General features: G+C 46.8%; 16 protein-coding genes and 2 pseudogenes. 6 read left to right on the forward strand and 12 right to left on the reverse strand.

Annotation, left to right across the window (positions count from 1 at the left end):
* Positions 1-185: 185 nt before the first annotated feature.
* From L2744_RS04620 to L2744_RS04640, 5 genes are all read right to left on the reverse strand, one after another.
* Positions 186-422: a GDCCVxC domain-containing (seleno)protein gene (locus tag L2744_RS04620; protein ID WP_427616048.1), complete on the reverse strand. Its 237-nt coding sequence runs from the start codon at positions 420-422 to the stop codon at positions 186-188.
* A complete protein-coding gene (gene merP / locus L2744_RS04625) occupies positions 419-706 on the reverse strand; it encodes a mercury resistance system periplasmic binding protein MerP (RefSeq protein WP_050660120.1) in 288 nt (95 codons plus the stop codon). The genes L2744_RS04620 and merP overlap by 4 nt, the downstream gene beginning before the upstream one ends.
* 17 nt (positions 707-723) lie before the next feature.
* The gene (locus L2744_RS04630; protein ID WP_015485718.1) at positions 724-1,083 is read right to left on the reverse strand and encodes a mercuric transporter MerT family protein; all 360 of its coding nucleotides are present in this window, start codon (positions 1,081-1,083) and stop codon (positions 724-726) included.
* Between the two features lie 76 nt (positions 1,084-1,159).
* Positions 1,160-1,564, reverse strand: coding sequence for a mercury resistance transcriptional regulator MerR (gene merR, locus L2744_RS04635; protein WP_015485717.1), 405 nt, complete (start codon positions 1,562-1,564; stop codon positions 1,160-1,162).
* Positions 1,561-2,799, reverse strand: coding sequence for an ATP-binding protein (locus L2744_RS04640; RefSeq protein ID WP_025265557.1), 1,239 nt, complete (start codon positions 2,797-2,799; stop codon positions 1,561-1,563). Before L2744_RS04640 ends, merR begins: the two co-directional genes overlap by 4 nt.
* Before the next feature lie 181 nt (positions 2,800-2,980).
* On the opposite strand from L2744_RS04640, the gene L2744_RS04645 reads away from it, so the two are divergent.
* Entirely contained in the window at positions 2,981-5,914 is a 2,934-nt protein-coding gene (locus L2744_RS04645; protein ID WP_050660089.1) for a Tn3 family transposase, read from the forward strand.
* Positions 5,915-5,996: 82 nt separating this feature from the next.
* Here the strand turns inward: L2744_RS04645 and L2744_RS04650 are convergent.
* The 4 genes and pseudogenes from L2744_RS04650 to L2744_RS04665 form a co-directional block, all read right to left on the reverse strand.
* Positions 5,997-6,326, reverse strand: a pseudogene (locus tag L2744_RS04650) (DTW domain-containing protein); the annotation flags it as partial.
* A gap of 190 nt (positions 6,327-6,516) precedes the next feature.
* Complete coding sequence (locus L2744_RS04655) at positions 6,517-7,068, reverse strand: NUDIX hydrolase (RefSeq protein WP_248990809.1); 552 nt, start codon at positions 7,066-7,068, stop codon at positions 6,517-6,519.
* 101 nt (positions 7,069-7,169) lie between these two features.
* Positions 7,170-10,274, reverse strand: coding sequence for an EAL domain-containing protein (locus L2744_RS04660; protein ID WP_248990810.1), 3,105 nt, complete (start codon positions 10,272-10,274; stop codon positions 7,170-7,172).
* Positions 10,275-10,674: 400 nt separating this feature from the next.
* Entirely contained in the window at positions 10,675-11,400 is a 726-nt protein-coding gene (locus tag L2744_RS04665; protein ID WP_248990811.1) for a tRNA (adenine(22)-N(1))-methyltransferase, read from the reverse strand.
* A gap of 348 nt (positions 11,401-11,748) precedes the next feature.
* On the opposite strand from L2744_RS04665, the gene L2744_RS04670 reads away from it, so the two are divergent.
* The 3 genes and pseudogenes from L2744_RS04670 to L2744_RS04680 all read left to right on the forward strand — a co-directional run bounded on the left by L2744_RS04670 (position 11,749) and on the right by L2744_RS04680 (position 14,227).
* Positions 11,749-12,624 (forward strand): universal stress protein, encoded by an 876-nt coding sequence (locus L2744_RS04670; RefSeq protein ID WP_248990812.1) that lies wholly within the window; start codon positions 11,749-11,751, stop codon positions 12,622-12,624.
* Positions 12,625-12,851: 227 nt separating this feature from the next.
* A pseudogene (locus L2744_RS04675) lies at positions 12,852-13,741 on the forward strand (helix-turn-helix domain-containing protein).
* Between the two features lie 36 nt (positions 13,742-13,777).
* On the forward strand, positions 13,778-14,227 hold the full coding sequence (locus L2744_RS04680; protein WP_248990813.1) for a carboxymuconolactone decarboxylase family protein: 450 nt from the start codon (positions 13,778-13,780) through the stop codon (positions 14,225-14,227).
* 70 nt (positions 14,228-14,297) lie between these two features.
* On the opposite strand, the gene L2744_RS04685 is transcribed toward L2744_RS04680, so the two are convergent.
* From L2744_RS04685 to L2744_RS04695, 3 genes are all read right to left on the reverse strand, one after another.
* The gene (locus tag L2744_RS04685; RefSeq protein WP_248990814.1) at positions 14,298-15,305 is read right to left on the reverse strand and encodes a class I SAM-dependent rRNA methyltransferase; all 1,008 of its coding nucleotides are present in this window, start codon (positions 15,303-15,305) and stop codon (positions 14,298-14,300) included.
* A gap of 279 nt (positions 15,306-15,584) precedes the next feature.
* Positions 15,585-16,457: an alpha/beta fold hydrolase gene (locus L2744_RS04690; RefSeq protein WP_248990815.1), complete on the reverse strand. Its 873-nt coding sequence runs from the start codon at positions 16,455-16,457 to the stop codon at positions 15,585-15,587.
* Between the two features lie 298 nt (positions 16,458-16,755).
* Entirely contained in the window at positions 16,756-17,049 is a 294-nt protein-coding gene (locus L2744_RS04695) for a YciI family protein (RefSeq protein WP_248990816.1), read from the reverse strand.
* 736 nt (positions 17,050-17,785) lie between these two features.
* Between L2744_RS04695 and L2744_RS04700 the strand changes: the two genes are divergently transcribed.
* Both L2744_RS04700 and L2744_RS04705 read left to right on the forward strand, forming a co-directional pair.
* Positions 17,786-19,369, forward strand: a complete 1,584-nt coding sequence (locus tag L2744_RS04700; RefSeq protein ID WP_248990817.1) for an MFS transporter — start codon at positions 17,786-17,788, stop codon at positions 19,367-19,369.
* A 71-nt stretch (positions 19,370-19,440) separates the two neighbouring features.
* A complete protein-coding gene (locus L2744_RS04705; RefSeq protein ID WP_248990818.1) occupies positions 19,441-21,963 on the forward strand; it encodes a glycoside hydrolase family 15 protein in 2,523 nt (840 codons plus the stop codon).
* Positions 21,964-21,996 lie beyond the last annotated feature (33 nt).

Here is a 21,996-nt window from a genome sequence, read left to right on the forward strand (position 1 = left end):
ATTGTAAACTCTATAGCCGCTATAGAGTCAAGAGAAGTAAAAATTACAGTCGGTTGGAAACCGTTTTGATAGAGAGGCCTTACCAAGGCTCGCTCCTTAATCTTACAGAGATCATTGAAGGTGGATTGATACTGGAAAATCATCGACTTAACCGGGTGAGTGACATGCAGATTTGCGAGGTCCACTTAACCGCCGCAACAGGTTCCTGTGTCTTTATTGCCCTGTGACAACTGTATCGGCGGGCATGGTACCGAGCCATAGGAACAGTAGACACAGCAGTCACCGAGCTTCGGCTTCAATAAAACATGGCACTGCTCACACTCGTAGAACCACTGACACGCGTCGGTGGGCATGGATTCTGTTTTTTTATGGCCGCATTCGGGACAAGTCAGCACTGACTGCAAAATCACCTCTGGCATCATGGTGTTTCCGTTTTCACGATGGTCGATGGATAACCGGCATGGGTGGTCGCTTCGACCAATCTGTCAGCGTTGGTCAGGGAATCCTCAAAGGTTACTACGGCTTGCTTATGCTCATAACTGACCTCGGCTTTTGTTACGCCTTGGACCTTGGTGAGTGCCTTTTTGACCGTGATCGGGCACATGGCACAGTTCATGGTTGGCAGATCCAGCGTGATGGTTTGTGGCTTGGCCCAGGCCGAGAAGCTGGCGATGGTGAATACGAGACCGAGAATGATTTTCTGCATGGTTAGCTCCAGAGTGTTCATGCGAACAGAGGAATCCAGTAGGTGCTGGTGACGAGCACCAGCGCCACGATTGCAGCGATCCAGAAAACCATTTGCCGCCGTTTCCGAGTTTGCGGCACAGCGCAGACGGTTCCCGGTTCACAGGTATCGACCGGTCGATAAACCTGCCAGCCAGCCCAACCGAGCAACAACATAACAAGCATGATGAATACGGGACGGTAGGGCTCCAATACAGTCAGGTTACCGATCCAGGCCCCGCTGATACCCAGTGACAGGAGCACAAAAGGCCCAACACAACACAGGCTGGCGACGGTGGCAGCGGTAATGCCACCGATGATAGGTAGCCTTGTGTTGGTGAATGACTCTTTTCCTGCCATCGCCGACTCCACTTTATTGACCTAGTGAAATCAGTGTAAGTCCCGTACCAAGGTACGGAGTCAAGTCCAATGCCTTTTATTGACGAGGAGCAGGTTGGAGGGATTCAACAATAGGACATGCCGCATTGTCAGGATTGGTCCGGCACTGTGTGACGAGCTCTTCCAACACCTGTTGCAGGCGGTGTAGATCGTTAATTTTTTCACGCACGCTGGCCAGCTTTGCTTCGGCCAGCTCCTGGACTTCCGAGCAATGCGACTCGCCCAATGACAGCAGGTTGTTGATCTCCTCCAGCGTAAAACCCAGTTCCTGGGCGCGTTTGATGAATAAAATCCGAGCCAAGGTTGCGTTTGGGTAGGTACGGTATCCCTCTGCGGGTTTGGGTGGTTGACGGATCAAACCACGGCGTTCGTAGTAGCGGATGGTTTCGACGTTGACACCTGCTGTCTTGGCCAGCTGGCCAATGGTGTGGTTTTCGTTCATGACCAGAGCGCTCCCAGCGGGACAGCAAAGAGATTGTCACCAAAAGCCGTCGTATGATCGCCATCGTAGAGCAGGACACCGATTTTAAAGCGCTTGCCGGCCACACTTTGAAAGCGTTTCAAGCCGGTAAAATCTTTCGTGCTCAAGGTTGCCGCCGCTTTGACTTCAATGGCAAAACAATCGCCCATGGCGTTTTCAATGATCACATCGACCTCCACCTTGTCCTTGTCACGGTAGTGGTAGAAGTTCAAGGGCTCCTCGATCCACACCGCCTGTTTGCGCAATTCGTTGTAGACGAAGGATTCCAGCACCAACCCAAAATCACCTGGCTGTTTCAGCAGGCGCTCCCGATTGAGGCCCCGCACGGCGCACATCATGCCGGTATCGACCGAGTGCAGTTTGGGTGTTTTCACCAGGCGCTTATATTCGTTGGAATGCCAGGCCGGCAGCTGTTCCACCAAAAACAACTGCTCCAACAACGCCATGTATTTTTTGATGGTCAGTCGATCCAGCCCAAGTTTAGCGCCCAGTTCGGTCAGGTTAACCAGTTTCCCCGCATAAAAGGCGGTGAGTTTGAGTAACTTGGCCATCAGATCGGGGTGATCGATATGGGTCAGATCGCGGATATCCCGCTGGATCAATGTACTGACGTACTGTTGATACCAAGCGGTGCTTCGCCGCTCATTGGCACGTTGCAGAGGCTCGGGGAAACACCCCGTAATCAACCGTTGCAGTAGATGATCCCGCACACGAATGTCCTGAGCCGAAGGCGCTTCCTGGTTCAGTAGTTTGCTTAAAAAGCTGGGGGGTCGTCCATGGATCTCACATTCGGAAAGCGTTGTCAGGCGAACCGACTCCATCCGGCCGGCCAGGGAATCCGATAGCCGGGGCAATAACAAGGCATTGGCAGAACCCGTCAGGAGAAAGCGACCTGCCGTGCGTTGTTCATCCACAGCCTGCTTGATGGAGACGAACAGTTCAGGCAGGCGCTGAACCTCATCGAGCGCAATTCGTTTCGGTGGCAGATTACGGATGAACCCGACGGGATCAGCTTGTGCAATTTCGAATTGGGCCTGATCGTCCAGGGTAATGTATTCCCAGTTTTCAGCGCCCATCTCACCAATCAGCGCCTTCACCAGAGTGGTTTTACCGACTTGGCGCGGCCCCATCACAAAGACCACCGGGGTGTCGCTCAGCGCTTCTTTGACATTGATTTCAGAATAACGTGGGTACATAAAATAAGCGCTCGGCTAATTGATGGTTGAAATTCGTCTATTCGTTATTTTATTATCGTCTATTCGTGATTACAATGCCGTCTGATTGTTAGATACGACAATAGCGACTCACGAATGTAAAAAAATCAATAAAAACAACGCTATAGGAATAGTTGGCGTGACTGAGCCCAAGTGAGAACTCATGACAGCCAAAGAGCAGTTCTTAACCAACCAGCAGCGAAACCAGCCGTTAATGCTGCCACAACGATTTTCCGACGAAGAAATGGTTCGCGATTGGACGCTGAGCCGACGCGATTGCCAGGTGGTCAACAAGTACCGTAAGCAATACCGTCTGGGATTTGCTATCCAACTGTGCGCCATGCGTCTCTATGGCCGGTTTCTTAACCAACTCCATGATCTATCCCCCCGGGTAATCAGCTACCTGAGCAGTCAACTCGACCTCCCGCCCACGCTAACCGTGGACGTGCCCGAGCGGGAAGCGACACTATTGGAGCATCGGAACAACATCCTCAAGTATCTGGGCTTTCAGCGGTTTGATGACAAAGCGGAAGCGGATCTGGACCGCTGGATTGAAGAATATGCTCGCCAGGGGCTGCTGCCGGATGAACTTTTTCACCGGGCAGAGCGCTACCTGCTGCTGAACCGTATTGTATTACCCGGGCCCTCGACCATCGAACGGCAGATCATCCGTATTTGTAACCAGGTTCACACTCAGCTTTTTGAGCAGGTGTTTGATCAGATGTCCCCTGAACTGCGCGGTGCCATCGACGTTCTGTTGCAAACCACAGACGGTAATCAGCGAACCTACTTCAACCAACTCAAAGAGTATCCACCGGCCGCCAAAATCTCATCACTGAAACGCTATTTGGAGCGCTATGACAATCTGGTGGCCACCGGCGTTAATGAATTCGAGGAAAAGGTCATTGATACCGCTTTTCTTCACTACCTGTATCGACTGACCAAGCGCTACAGCGCCAAGGACATGAAACGCTTCAAAGACCACAAGCGCTATGCCCTGATGGTGTGCTTCCTGTTAGAATCCCGCAAGATTCTGCTGGATAACCTGGTCAAAATGCACGATCAGTACATGACGGAACTGTGCCGACAAACCAGAAACAGTCACGACAAAAAGCACAAGGAATTCCGCAAACGCCAGAAGAAAGCTATCGACGCCGTGCTCGATACCACGCATGTTTTGCTGGAATGGCCGGATGAACAGCCGTTGTACAAGAATGACTTATGGCAGCGTATTGACGAGAAACACTTGCTAGCCTCCATTGACGACCTGCACATTTTTAAACGCCTGGAAGAATGCGGCTACTGCGATTTGTTGCTGACCCGTTACCCCAGTTTACGAAAGTATTTTTCCGACTTTATACGGTTACCGTTTGAAGTGGCGAAAGGTTCTGGGCCACTGATAAAAGCCATCCAGTTCGTCCGGCAGTTGGATGACGGCGATCTGAAAAAACTGCCGGAGAATACACCGACTGCGTTCATTCCCCGCGAGCTGCGTCGCAGCCTTAAAGATCAAGCCGGCAACATCAATCGCAATGTTTGGGAAATGGGCCTTGCTCTCGCGATGAAAGATGCGTTGCGTTCCGGCGATTTGTATTTACCACAGAGCAAACAGCATGTGTCGTTCTGGGATCTGACCTTGAACGAGCCCAACTGGGATGAAACCAAACACACCGTCTATACCGAGCTACAGCAGCCTTTGCCACACGAAGTGCGTTCCGCCATTTCAACCCAGTTCCACGAAGCGGTGTCAGCAGCGCAAAAGCGTTTTGGACTGGATAATTTCGCCGAGATACACAATGGCCGGCTGAAACTCAAGCGTGACGACAAGCTGGACGTACCGGATAAAGTCAACCAACTGCAAAAGGTGATCGATGCGCATATGCCCAGCATACGCATCGAGCAATTGCTGATGGAGGTGGATCAAATGACGCATTACAGTCGTCACTTTGTCCCTATCCAACATCACCAGTCACGGCCCAAAAACTTTTACAAAAGCCTGATGGCTGCCATTATTTCACAAGCCACAAACCTGGGCGTCGTGTCCATGAGTAACAGCGTCAATGGCGTTACTGTCGATATGCTAAGGCATATCCTGCAATACTATATTCGCGAAGAAACCCTGATCAACGCCAGTGCTGAAATTGTGAATCAACACCATGAGCTGCCGTTGAGTGCGGTGTATGGCTCCGGTACATTGTCCTCTTCAGATGCGCAACGCTTTAAAATCCGCGCCGACAGCCTGTTGGCTTCATACTATCCCCGCTATTACGGCTACTATGAAAAAGCCATCGGGATCTACACCCACGTATCCGATCAATATTCCGTGTTCAGCACCAAGATCATTTCCTGTAGCCCTCGTGAAGCCCTGTATGTTCTGGACGGTCTGCTGGAAAACAACACAATTCTGAAAATCCGAGAGCACACCACCGATACGCATGGGTACACTGAAATCGTCTTCGCCCTCTGTCATTTGCTCGGCTTCTACTTTATGCCACGCATTCGGGATCTGAAGGATCAGCAGCTATACCGTATCGACAAATCCGTCGATTACGGTGACCTCAACCATTTACTCACGAAAACAGCTGATTTGGCGATTATTGAGGAGCAATGGGAATACATGATGCGGGTGGTCATTTCTCTGAAACAAAAAACTGCGCCAGCACACGTCATCGTTCAACGGTTGACCAACAGTTCACCCTCCGATCGCCTCACCAAGGCCTTTACCAACCTGGGCCGGATCATCAAGACCGAATACATTCTGCGGTACCTAACTGACAAAGACCTGCGCCAAACCGTCCAGCGGCAACTGAATAAAGGGGAATACCGGCACAAACTGCCGCGCTGGATATTCTTTGCGGACCAGGGTGAATTCACCACTGGGGACTATGAGGAAATCATGAACAAGGCCAGCAGCCTCAGCTTTGTATCCAATGCCATTCTGTACTGGAACACGATCAAGATAAATGACGTGGTTGAGCAGCTCCGGCAGCAGGGGGAGGATATCGACGACAAGACCTTATCCCATATCTCGTTATTGCCCTATAAGCATGTGTTGCCCAATGGTACGTACTTTATTGAAGATGAGGGGAAGGGGTGATTATTCGGAAACCTACGGTTACGCGGAGGGCCTGGGAGTCAAAACCGTAGGTTTTCGTTCAAATGCCCCCGCTGGTCCTATACGGCAACTCAATTTTTGCTGCCGATTTCAGATACGGGCTTTGGCGTAGCATCTTTCGCGCTTCCTGCCATGTACCATCGAGGATCACGATTTGCTTTGGTAGCGTTAATGCTGGCTTAATCGACAAATCTTGCTTTACTTTTTCTTCTGCGTCCGCAGGAAATAAAAGCTTAGCCTCTTGGGATGCTAACCTGGTGACTAAGGCTGGATCTGGTGCAGTTCTCGACCAAGGTATACAGATAACACTTTCGGGAAAGGCCGCTATAGCGAGCCGTCCGGTATTATTTGGCCGCACTAATTCACGCTCATGGGTAAGTAAGATAATTTGCATTGTCACCTCCCCTTTAATCGTAAATTTATTCAATATGTTTTTACAAAATGCAATCACAAAAATTTACAGATGAATGAATAATATTCAACCAGTAAGCTATTGTATATATTTAAATAAATTAAATTACTCACGCTATTTTTAATAAAAAATAATTTGGCATCAATCAATTAAACAGCAAAGATAAAGTTAATTAACACTTTGATTTACTTGAGTTTAATAGTTCCTCAACTATCCGTTTTAGTAGATAGGTTTCTCGCTCTATAGATTGGCCTTTATGAGGGTGATTACGCTGAACATCTTCATTATGGGCAATGGCCTGATAGATATTGATCCATTCAGGTCGCATGCCATTTTTAATCTCATGGGCTTCTAGGCTGGGTTTGCCTAATCCCCGCACGCCTAAATAGGTATCTATTTCACATTGGTAACAGTAGGACTCCATATGGACGACATTTGCGTTTTCACGATACCAAGGGCGAAACTCTTCATAGCAGCCAAAGGGAGCTAACACTTGAATCGCAATAGCGCCCGTTTCTTCCCGTAACTCACGGATAAGTCCAGCTTCTACACTCTCACCTTCATCAATTCCACCACCGGGAAGGCTATAGTCGTGGTACTTTTGAGTGTAGAGCAACAGAATATCATCACCGGATAACACTATGGCTCGTGCTGCACGGCGATGAAAAACCCTAGCCGTAAGTAAATTCACAGCCGGATCTTGGGTTGATTTGAGGAGACGCATGCATTGCCCTGTCAGCTAAAAAAGAGCAGCAGCATAAACGAAAAATGACGAAAAGCGGATCAAAAATTGTTGGTTACACCTGTGAGCTCTGAACAAAATTGTCAGTAACTCGGGATGAGAGGCTCATTTACATGTTTAAATTGACTTTTAATCTGTTGATATTGAGCAGGCCAATTATCATACCAATCCATAAAATCGTTAGCCGTCATAGGGACAGCAATTCCATATCCCTGACACATCTGGCACCCGAGTGTGGCAAGTACTCTGCCATGCTCGATGGTTTCAACCCCTTCAGCGATAACCGCCAGATTAAACACACTTGCAAGGCGGATCACACCTTCGACTATCCTTAAATCATCTTGGTCAACTAACATATCACGGACAAAACTTTGATCGATTTTCAGGGTCGATACGGGTAATTGACGTAGATAAGTCAAAGAAGAATAACCTGTACCAAAGTCGTCAAGTGAAAAATGCACGCCAAGGCTGGCACATTCTTTCAAAATACCAATCGCTAGCGTCATATCCTTAATTGCGGCACTTTCGAGAATTTCTAATTCAAGGGAGGATGTGTTCACATCGGGAAAGTCGGCTAAGCTTTGTTTTAAAAAGTCATAAAAGTGATCGGCCAGCAATTGCCTTGCGCTCACATTCACACTGATTTGGATGTTCTTTCCCCCACGATGCCAACGCTGGATTTGTGCTATGGCGGTATTAATCACCCATTCTCCTAATGGGATCTCAAGCTCACTTCCTTCAATATCCGGCAAAAATACGCTGGGAGATAACAGACCACGCTGGGGATGTAACCAACGGATCAATGCTTCAGCACCGATCACTTCTCCAGTGGCCAGATTCACTTTGGGTTGATAAAAAAGCACAAATTCACGCTTTGCAAAGGCAGATTTAAGTTCTTCTAACCATTTCCTTTTGGCAAGCAACTTACGATCGACGTCTGGATCAAACATTTGAAAGCAGTTCTTCCCAGCCGCTTTCGCCATATACATAGCATGGTCGGCATGGCGTAACAGAATATCAGGATCAACATTATCTTCGGGATATAAACTCACCCCAATACTGGCACTTAAGCGCAGATTTTTATCGCCGATTAAGACAGTCTGATCTATTGCGCATAACACTCTCTCAAGGACTTGTGTACATTCTGCCTCTGAACAAATATCAAATAACGCCACAAACTCATCCCCACCAACCCGCGCTAATGTATCTTGCTCACGCATGATCTTAGAAAGATTCTCCACTATCGCGACTAAAAGTTGATCGCCCACATCATGGCCATAATGGTCATTAACAGCTTTAAAACCATCGAGATCGAGAAAACAGACTGCGCATAGCCTGCCATCGCGATTTACCCTCGATATCGCCTGTTTAAACCTATCGAGCAATAATCTACGGTTAGGTAATCCAGTTAACACATCGTAATTCGCCACCCTATCTAATTCAGCGGCGTGGTTTTTAAGATGGGAAATATCCGCTTGAGTACCTGAAATCATCAAGGCACGACCTTTACTGTCCACCTCCACGATGCCGCCTTTGCAAAGAACCCAACAAAGATCACCGGATTTCATTTTGCATCTCACTTCAAGTTCAATACTTGGGGTGAGATGTCGTAAATGTTGCAACACAACCTTTTTCACTTCACGTTGATCTTTGTCATAAACAAATTGAGCCCAGTTTGTGGCTTTGAGCTGCATCTCACCGGTTTGATATCCTAAAATGGCTTCAAATCGTGGGCTCACTTGAACTTCACCCGTAGCCACATTCCAATCCCAGTAACCTTGCTCTGAACCTTGGATGACTCGCTGTAGCTGCGCAGTTTGTGCTGCAAGCTGTTGTTGAAGCAAGCGTGCCTGTGTAATGTCCTGCACAGTGCCGTGTAGTTTAATGATGCACCCTTGTTCATCCCGCGTTGCTTGTCCCCGAGCCTTAATCCAACTGGGTGACGTATAGGCACGGTAAAATTCAGCTTCACACTCATAGGGTTCGCCAGTGTCTAAACACTGGGTTACGGCATGATTGAGTTTTTGCCAACTTTCAGGGGTAAAGAGTGACTGCACCTGTTCAATATCCAGCGCTTGCGGCACTTCTTTTTGTGATAATCCATAGATTTCAAAAACCTGTTCAGACCAAGTATGGGTATTGGTAATGAGATCCCACTCCCAACTCCCAATACCAGATAATTGCTGCGCCTGCCTCAGCCCTGCCTCACTCTTGCGCAGCCGTTCAGCACTTTGCTCCTGCGCCGTAATATCCCTTGCAATCCCAAAGAGACCGCGTATTTCACCTTTAGAATCAACAACTGGGCCCTTTGTCACTTGAAACACGACTAAGCCACTCTTTAGCTGTAAATGTTCCTTATGTGTAGTCACTTTCTTTTCTTTAAGCACTGCCTCATCTTTTTGGTGGATCAAGGCCGCCGAGATGGGTTCAAATAATGCATCATCATTTTGACCGATCACCTCTTGCATTGATTTACCAACAAATGCCGCTGCGCCCTGATTTGCGACCACATAACGGCCTTGTAAATCCTTCACAAAAATAACGTCTGTCGTTTGGGAAACCATAGACTCAAGTAATTGATGATTTAAATCTGATTTACGTATTGAGGCCCTTAAATAGCCACTTAAACCACTAATAATAATGCCATTAACACTTAAACTGACGAATGGCAGCCAACTTAGCATCATATCAAGCGGTGACTTCTCCACATTGAAAACCAAGAAGTACACACAGAGTGTCGAAATTAAGGTGGCTAATAAACCCGGACCAAAACCGCCCATAATTGCACTTAACGATATGGGCAGTGTAAAGAGCAGCAAGAGAAGCCGTACCTGTAATTCGAGGGTTAAATAATGGGCAACCCACAGTGTAAGCAATGGGAAAAGCACGGCAATTCCATAACGAAACCAAGGTCCTTGGCCAAGAAAGACAGAGCGAGAGAAGGTAATTTCAATGGCGCGATGTGAGGGGGCAATATGACGATCTGGCACCGCATTCAAGACAAACAAAAAAATTAATGCCGACGTCAGTACAAAAAAGACTCCCTTGGCAAGGGAAAAGCGGAATACAGTCTGTTGGTCAGTAATAAACTGTAATAATTGATCTGAAAAGTATATCCAACCTAAAGACAGGAGAGCATAACTTGCGACTGCGAGCACGATAAACTGGAGCCGTGAAAAATTGTGCATTAGTTCGATATTTCCCCTATCCATGTATCTTAGATGATTATACTGTCACTGTAGATCACCAACTAAATGCTAACTAGCTGTTCCAAATGCTAAACATCTTAGCCGACCTCAAGCACAGGCATGCGCACATCCATGGGGCTCCACCACACCTGCGTATTCGTGGCCTTACTGTTGCAGGTGGTAGCATATTAAGAGCGCTTAATTCTAGCCTTATCTATCTAGGTGGTGCTTGAAAACAAAGAGGTTTAACTTGTCCACAGGCCTAATCAATTAACTTAAGCCCATTAAATCGATATTTAATCTAATTAACCAGACTAAACTTAGCAGTTTTTGATATAAAAGCTAGTGAGAACAAGGAATAAACAAGCAAGTAAACCAGTAAGAAAGGTAGAGTGTGAACTTAAACAACATTGCAAATTTGTGCAAGCTGAGACTGATAAGCTTGAATAATGTGGGGGACTTGCAGATCACTTGGCATTCGTTGGTAATGGGCTATGACTTGGGATAAATAACGCTTAGCAAAATCAAGTTTCTTTTTATCTAAGTTTTCCCACATTAATGAACCTGTCAATGTCACAGGATGGCCACTAAAATGACGACCATAAGTAACATGAAGGATTTCATAAAAGCGCCTATTTTCCTCTAGCAGAGTCTCTGCGTGAAGTAAGAAACCCCATTTTGCGAGGGATTGTCGAACATAGAAATTATGATGCACGGGACACAAAATAAACTCTATTTGTCTTGATGCATGGCGAGATATCAGCGCTTGAACGAGTTCAATTAATAACTCACCACCGACTCCCGCAATAATAATCAAATGTGTATCAGCGGTATCTGTCAGCTCAAGTGGCAAATCGGCCGCATTTAGACAATGCACTTGCCACTGGCTAATACCACTTGTGTATTGATCAATACCAAAAGCTTGTTTAGGGAAAAAACGCTGTAAATCTTGGGTTAACTGCAACATTAAAGGGGCAACACAGTCGACAAAATGTATTTGATGGGCCGTATTTCTTTTTAGTAACAACATACCAAGCAAACCATGATCGCAACAGCAGTCCCAAATATGATCATAATGTCCTGTCACTATATTATTGATCTGTTGTAAACGCTGGCTAATTTTCACGCTTATGCCCTACTGCGATGATAAAAATATAATAGAAGACTGCATTTTACCTGAGCCATGAACAAACTACCTAGCTTACATCTTGCCTAAAGTTATCCTTATTTAGCTCGCAAGAGTGGCTCAAGATGAAAAAGCAACACAATCAATTAATAAAGCTAAAGCATCACATCATCATTATGTCGCATTTCCCTCATTGTATGCCTCAGTTATAGTCAATCTCTATCTAGCTCAATAAGCTAAACAATATTCGGAGTTTGGATACCATAGCTATACTCAACCAAGCAGAGAATAGCTATCCCAATATCAACCCTAAGAGCCATTAGCAAATGAAAATAGGAGTGAACACAAATGAGTAAAGTGTTTATCGTTGCACAACAGGGAAATGCACATACTGATACCATTTCAGAAGGAATGAAACTGGCTAATGTTCTCAAGAAACAAGCGGAAGTTTTCGCCTACTGCTATGAATATTTCTCTGGACCAGAATACTATAACCCCCGCTTAGCAGCTGTTGCACAGCAAGCGTTAATGAAACGCCGAGAAGAGGAAGTACGTGAGCAGTTAAAACATATTGATGCGAGTGAAATACCACTGCATTTAGTGTGGAGCAAAGCCCTCTATGAACATGTGTGTCATCACTCTGCTCGCCATGGCTTTGATATGATCATCAAAGGGATCGATAACAAAGATCACTATTTACCGATCGATTGGCATTTGATCCGCCACACCCAAGTACCTTTAATGCTGCTCTGTGATAATCCCTTGAATAAAGCGAACACAATATTGATGGCTGTCGATCTTGATGCCTCAAACCCGCAAAAACAATCACTGAATGACTTGGTCGTCGAACAGGCCAAAATGCTCGCCAATGCCACAGGGGCTGAGCTGCACTTAGCCCATGTAATTCGCGTTCCGCCAATATTACGGGACATGGATGTGATCAATATCCACGAAGTGACAGAGTCTGCCCATCAAAAACATGCAGATAAACTCAAGGCATTAGGGTTAGCACCGGAAAATATCCACCTGATTGCGGGCGATCCCGAGTTATGCTTATTTGAACTTTCCTGCCGCCTGAAAAGCCGTTATCTCGTCATAGGCGCCCGTCAGCGACAGGGACTTTTAGGTTATGTTTTAGGTAATACGGCAGAGGCTATCCTCAGCCGTATGCGCAGCAATGTCCTTGTTGTGCCAACGAACTCAATGTCAAAGTCACAACTTTAAGCGGTTGTCAGCTTACTTTATGAACACAGACAATCACCCAAAATGAGCATGCAGTCCTTGGTGAGGTGATGTTACTGGCAGATATTGACCCGTTTAGCTTAATGGAAATAAGTCATTCGCTAAGAGCCCTTGCTCATCAGGGCTCTTAGCAAGATACCACCACTCCAGCCAACCACTAGTGCAATCATCTGTCAGTTAGATTAATCTGAATCACTTTCCCTTGCCTAATGGTGGTTGCCTTGCAGTACAGGACCGATTTATTAGAAGTGCATAGTTTTACGCGTTTCGAGAGCTCGCTCGCGCACTTAGGCTTTAGGCATTTTCAACCCTTAGCCTCACTTCGCCCATGGGTGCACCGTTACTTTCATCTGCAGGTGGCAACAAATTTACCGCAGAGTATTGAACAAACATTCTATCCTGACGGCGGCACCAGCCTGCAGTTCTATTTCCCAGCACAAAGCCTTAATGCAAACTCCGATGGACCTAAAGTGGTTTTTCACTGTGGTCAGAGTTTACATTCCCACACATTTTTACCCGGAATAGAACAAATGACCGTCCGTTTTCATCCCGGCGGTGCTTTTCATTTACTCGGCATTGCAGTGCAGGATATTCAGCGCACAAGTTCACATACCGTAATCGAAGCCACTCAATTGCAACTGCCTGGATTAAATCAGTTATTATCACAACTCGCGGACACCAATCAGCCAATACAACGTATCGCTCGACTCGAACCAAACCACAACTCGATACGGGTTATCCAAGGGGAAAAGGGTCTACCGCAGGGCTAGTGCAAATGAGTTTACCAAGGCTTATCCAAGCCCAAACCCGTTTAGAGGATTTTTATGGACAACTTGCCCTAAGCCGTCGCCAGTTTGAACGCAGATTTAAACAAGAAACCGGATTATCGCCAGCACAGTTACTGCAATTAAACAGAGTCAAAATCGCCCGCAATCTACTTAGTCAATCACCCGAACTTAATCTAGCGCGGGTGGCATTTGATTGTGGATTTTACGATCAAGCTCATCTACATCAACACTTTGTAAGGGTGACACAGCAAACCCCTGGGCAATATAAAAAACGCAAAATGTCGCAAATATCCAATCTAACGCAACGCTAACCACTTAGATTGAAGCCTCAGTTTATAGGAGGTTTTATGTCAGAACGTATTCCACGCCCACAAATTTATCAGCTACAACCCGCACTATCTCAAGCACTGATAAGCTTAGATAAAGCCGCCGCTGACTCACAATTTTCACCATTACTGGTGCATTTAGTGAAACTGAGGGCATCACAATTAAATGGCTGTGCTTTTTGCCAGCGAATGCACGCACAGGAAGCCAGAAGCGATGGCGAAGATCAACTGCGTTTGGATCTGCTTGCCGCTTGGCATGAAATCGATGGGATATTTGATGAACGGGAACGTGCGGCTTTAGTGTGGACAGAAATACTCACCCAAGTTGCGTCGGCCCCCGTCCCTGATAGTCAATATGCTCAGCTTGCCGAACACTATTCAGAGAAAGAAATAGTGGATCTCACCTGCTTGATTATTGCCATTAATGGCTGGAACCGCATCGCTATTGCCTTCCATTTACAGCCCATCTAAATTGCAAATATAAAGGACGAATAAAAAGGGCACCTACTTTGGTGCCCTATTCGCTTGTATTGCTATGTCGTTAGCTTAACGTCAATGCCACTATTTTAAGCGGGTGATTATTATCGAACGAGGGGAAATCTTCATGGGGATCGAGCCAAGAGTGCGCTGTGACTGTACGGCCTTGTTTTTCAACGCAGCGCACTAAGCTGTCGAACCATACTTGGCGCTCAACTTTCGCCACATTATTGCAGCAAACGATAGTGCCCCCCACTTTGGTCGCCATTAACGCTGGCTTAAACAGGCCTTGATAATCATTGACGAGATCGACAATCCCAAAGGCACTTTTGGCATAACGCGGCGGATCGAGAAACACCAGATCAAACTGGGTTTGCGGTAATTTGGGATAGCTCGGCAATTTTTGATTACGGCGCCCACCGACACTCAACCCTGCCAATTGCCGCAGTGCCGGAAAGGCATCGCTCTGCACAAACTCGCACACATCCGATACGTGGTTTAACGCCGCATTCGCTTTGCCCGCTGCCAACGCAAAGGAAGAAAAATCGATATTCATCACCCGAGTCGCCCCGCCCACGGCCGCAGCAGTACCAATGCCGCAAGTGTAGGAGAACAAATTCAACACAGTTTTACCTTGGCTGTTTGCCCGCACATATTCGCGGCCAATGCGCATATCGAGGAATAGAAGCGGATCTTGTCCTTCGTGGCGCAGTTTAGTGGTGAACTTAATGCCATTTTCCTGCATCACGCGCTCAGCGCTAGCAATGCTTTCCAGTTCGGGCGATAAGGCATTCAATACCCGAGAATTACCTAAGGAGCGGTCGTTATAGACAAGAGGTAAATCGACTTCCCGCTGTAAGATAGTGCTGATCCCGATTAACTCTTCAGCCGTTAAGGTCTGATGAAAACTCTGCACTAACCAAGTATCGCCGTAACGGTCGACATTCAAGCCACTCACGCCTTCGACAGTGCCATGGAACACCCGAAAACAATCGGTTTGATCCTGTTCTGCTTGTTGTAAAAAATCATGGCGTTTCGCCAGAGCCGTCGATAACAGCGTTTGAATAGACATAAAAAGCGGAACTCGCGCAGCAGAAACCTGCGTAAGGTTTCAAGAAGGAAAACGCCATAATACCAAACTAGGTCACACAATATCGGAGAAATTCACCAAAAGAGTGCTAAATAACAAGCTTTGGCCCGAACGAACAATATCACCGCGGCCTTACCACACCGTTTTTGCGATATCGCTTTTGGATAACAGTTCACTTGAACCTTAGCGCTTGCTTAGCCGCTATCGTCAACACAATCATTAACCTTAGCCATATCTTTTAGGCGTTATTATAGAGCTAAGTCATTTTGCCACTTTTGTTAAATTAAGTTCAGTCAGTCCTTGATGTATAAGGCTAAAACAGGCGGATGAATTTTCTAATGGCAGCAGATGACCATAACGTTGATCTTCTAAAAATACCGTATTCGGCGCTAGCTTTTGCCAGCGCTGCCAAGTCGCTTCAGAAAAGAAAACTGACGGTTTCCCACGAATGGCAACACAGGGGATCTTTATCTGCTTCAATATCGACAAAACGTTTGGCGGTTGAGTGTAGTTATGCGCTTCCCATCGTTTGGGGAACTTCAGCGTGTATTGGCCTTGATTGTTTTGATGGATCCCAAATTGGGCTAATGCAGTAAAAGCCTCATCATCAAAACGTTTATATAGCCTACTCATTTGGCAATATTCAATATATCGCTCACGGGTTTCCCACAAATCCCGCTTCTTTAGGGTGTTTTTTGCGGGCGCAGTAAGATTCATTAAGGATTTTGGCATTAACTTCGCAAACCAAGCGATAGGCAGCGACACCATTGCAGGTTCGATAAGAATCAGTGCCTTAAACAAATCTGGTCTTTTACTCGCGGCGAGAATAGTGCTTGTAGCCCCCATAGAATGGCCAATCCCCACTATCGGCGCACTGCAATGTTGCTCAATATGTAATATCAAATCATCAGCATAAAGCTGCCAATCTCTGCGTTTAGGTGGCAGCCCAACATCTGGCCATGTCGGCCTTAACTCGAGTGCATTAAGGCTGAACTGCTCACTCAGTTTGACCAGTAAGGGCGCATAAACACCCAACGGGAAACCGTTAGCATGGTAGAAATGAGCGGGTTCGCCTGTATCTGAAAAGGTTTTAAACACCTTAGCCTGTTGTAATTCATTCCAAACTTGGTTCATTCAATCCCGCTTATCTGACGAAAAATTAGCCTGATATAATTCCTTCAACAATAGCTTTAAAAGGTAACGCAATAATCTGCGGTGGCAAATGCCAATTAATATCATACCAATTAGAGCCATAACCTGCTCCCCTGCTATTTCATGGCAATAAATCTAGAACTACCGGTTTAGGCACACTGCAGCATGGCGAAATAATCACTTTGTGACAAAAGATCGGAGCATTCCTCTTGGTAATGTCTTTAGATATCAGTGTATAAACACCAGAGATTTGACTTAGTGTTTACATGGTGTGGAAAGCTCAAATCACTTCGATTAACTGCTCTAATCCGGGCGCTGTTTTAGTTGGCACAAACTCAAGCACCTCGAACTCGGCTACGTCAGCAATACAAAAAGGATCTTGCAGTAAAATAGCCTCCAACACCGCCCGAGAAACAGCCTTAGCTAAGATAATACCGCCAGTACGTGGCACCTTACGACCCGAGGCAACAAAAGTCCCTGATGCAAAATACTGATCAAGATAAGCAATATGGGCGGCTAAGTGCAATTCCACTTCCGCAATTGGCTTTTTATAGGTGAGCGAGACAACAAACATAAGTATCCTCGTATTGAGTGAAAAAATGCAAAAAGCAATTGAAATATAAACCTGTAATCCGGTGGACATGAATATCTAAGCCTACCGTTAACTTGGCTGACTATATACCCAAGCAACCTCAAAACACGAGTTTCATATAGTTATTAGCAGCCAGTTATGCATTACCAACCGAGCACTGCAGCCTATTTTATCACTCAGTTAACATCGCCAATAACAACACGGCTCTCGATATCGATTGATGCAATGACCTGGAGCTCACTATCCTAGCAAAATTAGCGGGATACGCTAGTAACCAAATACATCGCCAACATTGATAAAAAGCCACCTTGAGTTACAGCAATGTTTCTACTCGGTTACTAAAATACTATGAATACGTATGTAGGCGGTTGTGCACAAATCCATGCCGAGGCTACTATAAATCCGCTCGCTTCAGCCATATTTAGGATGAACTTATGGGCGAATAGGCTTCTGAGGGATAAGTATATTCGCCACTTTTTCACCGTTTTTTTCACAAGATGTTTTCACCGGATTTTTGTACAGAGGATCCGCGACTTTTATAAAAAGTCCGATCAGAGTCGCTGGTAAGCCTTAAGCTCGAGCACTCTTAGGCTGTGTATGGGATAGAGAGCCGCATCAAAGCAAAGCAAAGTACAGTGCCAATCCATTGCTCAGGCAAAACAATTAAAACAATAAGCACTCAAGGCAGAACTGCTGCCAGCAACAGAAAGGAAGTTCAATGTCTTCGAATCATCAACAGGCTAATCAAAAAGATAGCCATCAAGCTGTTGCGACTCAGCCGCATTCATTCAAGCAACAGCCCGAGTTGAATTTTTGGCAAATCTTTAATATGTGCTTCGGCTTTTTAGGCATCCAATTCGGTTTCGCCCTGCAAAACGCGAACGTCAGCCGTATCTTCCAAACGCTCGGCGCATCTATCGATGAGATCCCCATACTGTGGATCGCCGCGCCGCTAACAGGCTTATTGGTTCAGCCCATCATTGGCTATTTGAGTGATAACACTTGGGGGCGACTCGGCCGTCGTCGACCTTATTTTTTAATCGGGGCGATTTTTACCACACTCGCGATTTTTATCATGCCGCATTCGCCCACCCTGTGGATTGCCGCAGGCATGTTATGGATCATGGATGCCTCCATCAACATCGCCATGGAGCCGTTTCGCGCCTTTGTGGGGGATAATTTGCCTAAGAGCCAGCGCACTCAAGGCTATGCCATGCAAAGCTTTTTTATCGGCATTGGCGCTGTGGTCGCTTCGGCCTTACCTTATATTTTGACCCACTTTTTTGATGTCGCGAACACGGCAGCCGCGGGCGAAATCGCCGATTCGGTGCGTTACGCCTTCTATTTTGGTGGCACTGTATTACTGCTCGCCGTGGGTTGGACAGTGGTGTCGTCCAAGGAATATTCCCCTGAGGAACTGACCGCCTTTAATGCTAAACCCCATCAAGCTGACGACCCCACTCAGGTTCGCCACCGCACGGATAAAGATTATCAATTTGCCGCTTTTATTTGGATGGTTATCGGCGCCCTGCTCACCTTGGCCACTTGGGCACAGAATTTAGATAAGCAATTGTATATTTTGAGTTTAGGGATTTTTGCCTTCGGCCCATTGCAACTGTATTGCGCGCTGCGTTTAAGCCGTGTTCAGCCAACAGAGCGCCACACGCTCGGCATGGTCTTTAATGTGGTCGATGATTTATTCCACATGCCCAAGGCCATGCACCAACTGGCGATAGTGCAATTTTTCTCATGGTTTGCCCTGTTTGCCATGTGGATCTACACCACTGCCGCCATCACTTCCTATCATTTTGGCAGTAGTGATGTCTTGTCTAAGGCCTATAACGATGGCGCCGATTGGGTTGGCGTTCTCTTTGCTGCTTACAATGGTTTCGCCGCCATTGCCGCGATATTTATTCCTATGCTGGCCAAGCGTATCGGCATCAAACTCACCCACACTGTCAATATGTTCTGTGGCGGCCTAGGGTTGATAAGCTTCTATTTTATTAACGATCCCAGCCTGTTATGGCTGCCAATGATAGGCGTCGGTATCGCATGGGCCTCCATTTTATCCGTGCCCTATGCCATGTTATCTGGTGCCTTACCCGCTAAAAAGATGGGGGTGTATATGGGGATCTTCAACTTCTTTATCGTGATCCCGCAGCTGCTCGCTGCCAGTGTTTTAGGCTTAATACTTAATACATTATTTGATAATCAACCTATTTATGCGCTGATATGCGGTGGGATATTCATGATGTGCGCAGGCATTGCCGTCCATTTTGTCGAGCAAGATAAAACGGCTTAACTCATTTGATTTAATCGCTCAGACATTTAATCACTTAAAACAACAAAAACCATCACTTGGGGAGAATGAAGATGAAAGCGGATCCTACGCCACAAGGGTATCAACACGCCAACCATGCCAAGGCCCTAACGAAGTTACACTTTAAGCCTATCGCACTCGCCATTACCGCTAGCTTATTCGGTATTATAGGATTAGCAGCCTGTTCACCCGCCTCCACGCCTGCGGTACAAAGTGGCACAGTTAACGCTGCTTCAAATCGCCAAGCCATAGCCCCTGGGGCGCCGGGTCAAGCGCCGACGTGGGCATTTGCGGGTAAAACGGGTATAGGCACATCCTATGAACCTTACTCCCAAGGCCAGTATCAAGACACGCAGCAGAACCCGATTAGTCGCGTATGGTTCTCCCTCGCCCAAGGCATTTTGACCGAAACCATGTACGGTTTGATCCACAATGCCCAGCTTAAGGAACTGCAATTTGTCATAACGGGCAATGGTTTTGTCGATACCGAAAAAGATAACACTATCAGCAGCATTGAATATCTAGATACTGATGCGAATGGCCGACCACAGTCGCTGGCCTATAAAATCATCAATAAAGATATTGAAGGTAAGTATCAGATAGAAAAACATATTTTTACCGATCCAGACCGCGATAGCCTGATGATGCGCGTGACATTCACCGCCTTTGAAGAGGGCATTACTCCACATTTATACGTCAATCCACATATCGACAATGCGGGCGCCAATGATATCGGCAGCATAGAACACCATGCGCTAGTGGCCTATACCGCAGCAACAGACAGCAGCGTGATGACGGTAAAATCTGATATCGATTTTACGCAGGCCACCACAGGTTTTGTCGGGGTTTCCGATGGTCTATTGGACTTGGCCGATAACGGCAAGCTTGATACGCCCTATCAAATGACCAGTGCTCAAGATAAGCCAAGCGTTGGCAACATCGCCTTTACCGCCAGCTATCCCACGCTCACGAAAGCGACGCCAGTCACTGTTAACCTCGTCATAGGTTTTGGCAAAGATAAGGCCAGCAGCTTGACCAATGCCAACGCGACCTTAACCGCGGGATATGATACCGTACTGAACCATTACAAGGCTGGCTGGCAGCAATACCTCAGTTCCCTGCCCGCCATGTCAACCATGGCGAGCAGCACCACGGATAATGGCAAATTACTGTACACCAGTGCTATGGTCCTCAAAGCACAGGAAGATAAAACCTATGCGGGTGCACTTATCGCTTCGCTATCAAATCCTTGGGGTGATACCGTTTCCGCGGAGAAGCCAAGCACAGGTTATAAAGCCGTATGGCCGCGGGATTTCTATCAATGTGCCATGGCATTTCTTGCAATGGGTGATACTCAAACCCCTAAAGTCGCCTTCGAATATCTGAAAAAAGTGCAAGTGACCGCCAATACGCCCGGCTTTAGTGGCACACCGGGCTGGTTCCTACAAAAGACCCATGTCGACGGTCAAATTGAATGGGTGGGCGTGCAGCTCGATCAAACCGCTATGCCCATTATGCTCGGCTGGAAACTCTGGCAAGCGGGCGTGTTATCCCATGATGAAATCAGTCACTGGTATCAGGAGATGCTCAAAGGCGCGGCGGACTTTTTAATCAGCGGCGGTGAAGTCAACCTCGATTGGAACCACACCCAGATCACTCCACCCAAAACTCAACAAGAACGTTGGGAAGAACAAGCGGGTTACTCACCGTCCACCACGGCCGCAGTGATCGCCGGTCTAGTGGCGGCGAGTGATATTGCTAAAGAGGCCAAAGATGTCGCTTCCAGCAGCCGTTATCTCGCCGCCGCCAAAGGCTTAAGTGACAGCCTAGAAAAGCACTTAGTCACCACCCAAGGACTATTAAAAAACAGCGAAGGAAAACAGACGCCCTATTATCTGCGTTTAAGCCCCAATGGCGAGCCAAACAATAGCGATTTACTGGGTGAGAATAACGGTAAACAAGGTTTAGATCAGCGCCAGATCCTCGACGGTGGATTTTTAGAACTGGTGCGTTACGGTGTGCGCGGTGCAACCGATAAGCTGATTAATCAAAGTCTTGAATTGATTGATAACACTGAACTTGAACATAAGCTACGCCTTAAATACGAATTTAGTGCCAAAGATGGCAGCACCATTCCGGGTTTTAGACGTTACGGTAACGATGGCTACGGCGAAGATACGGTTTCTGGCAATAACTATGCAGAGTCCGGTAGCAACAGCGCCGACCAACGCGGTCGTGTTTGGCCTTTCTTTACCGGCGAACGCGGTCATTTCGAGCTAGCACTCGCCCAAGCTAAGGGTGAACTCACTGGGGATAATGGTCAGCAAATCAAACAACAACTGATCAATACCTATGTACAAGGTATGGAAACCTTTGCTAACGCGGGCATGATGTTACCCGAGCAATCCTGGGACGGTGTGGGTAATGCCACCCGTTACCAATATCAACTCGGACAAGGCACCAATTCGGCCACCCCACTGGCTTGGACCCACGCCGAATACATTAAACTCGTGCGTTCCATGACCGACGGCCAAGTATGGGATTATTACCCCGTGGTTCCAATGGCATTGAAATAAAAGTTAGTGCAGGCCCATTTTTACTTAAATACT

The organism is Shewanella profunda, from assembly GCF_023283765.1.
Taxonomy (GTDB): domain Bacteria; phylum Pseudomonadota; class Gammaproteobacteria; order Enterobacterales; family Shewanellaceae; genus Shewanella; species Shewanella profunda.

Bases quoted from the DNA above. Each gene is read 5' to 3' on its own strand.
- L2744_RS04620 (WP_427616048.1), bottom strand. From the start codon at position 422: ATGATGCCAGAGGTGATTTTGCAGTCAGTGCTGACTTGTCCCGAATGC.
- merP (WP_050660120.1), bottom strand. From the start codon at position 706: ATGCAGAAAATCATTCTCGGTCTCGTATTCACCATCGCCAGCTTCTCG.
- L2744_RS04630 (WP_015485718.1), bottom strand. From the start codon at position 1,083: ATGGCAGGAAAAGAGTCATTCACCAACACAAGGCTACCTATCATCGGT.
- merR (WP_015485717.1), bottom strand. From the start codon at position 1,564: ATGAACGAAAACCACACCATTGGCCAGCTGGCCAAGACAGCAGGTGTC.
- L2744_RS04640 (WP_025265557.1), bottom strand. From the start codon at position 2,799: ATGTACCCACGTTATTCTGAAATCAATGTCAAAGAAGCGCTGAGCGAC.
- L2744_RS04645 (WP_050660089.1), top strand. From the start codon at position 2,981: ATGACAGCCAAAGAGCAGTTCTTAACCAACCAGCAGCGAAACCAGCCG.
- L2744_RS04655 (WP_248990809.1), bottom strand. From the start codon at position 7,068: ATGCGTCTCCTCAAATCAACCCAAGATCCGGCTGTGAATTTACTTACG.
- L2744_RS04660 (WP_248990810.1), bottom strand. From the start codon at position 10,274: ATGCACAATTTTTCACGGCTCCAGTTTATCGTGCTCGCAGTCGCAAGT.
- L2744_RS04670 (WP_248990812.1), top strand. From the start codon at position 11,749: ATGAGTAAAGTGTTTATCGTTGCACAACAGGGAAATGCACATACTGAT.
- L2744_RS04680 (WP_248990813.1), top strand. From the start codon at position 13,778: ATGTCAGAACGTATTCCACGCCCACAAATTTATCAGCTACAACCCGCA.
- L2744_RS04685 (WP_248990814.1), bottom strand. From the start codon at position 15,305: ATGTCTATTCAAACGCTGTTATCGACGGCTCTGGCGAAACGCCATGAT.
- L2744_RS04690 (WP_248990815.1), bottom strand. From the start codon at position 16,457: ATGAACCAAGTTTGGAATGAATTACAACAGGCTAAGGTGTTTAAAACC.
- L2744_RS04695 (WP_248990816.1), bottom strand. From the start codon at position 17,049: ATGTTTGTTGTCTCGCTCACCTATAAAAAGCCAATTGCGGAAGTGGAA.
- L2744_RS04700 (WP_248990817.1), top strand. From the start codon at position 17,786: ATGTCTTCGAATCATCAACAGGCTAATCAAAAAGATAGCCATCAAGCT.
- L2744_RS04705 (WP_248990818.1), top strand. From the start codon at position 19,441: ATGAAAGCGGATCCTACGCCACAAGGGTATCAACACGCCAACCATGCC.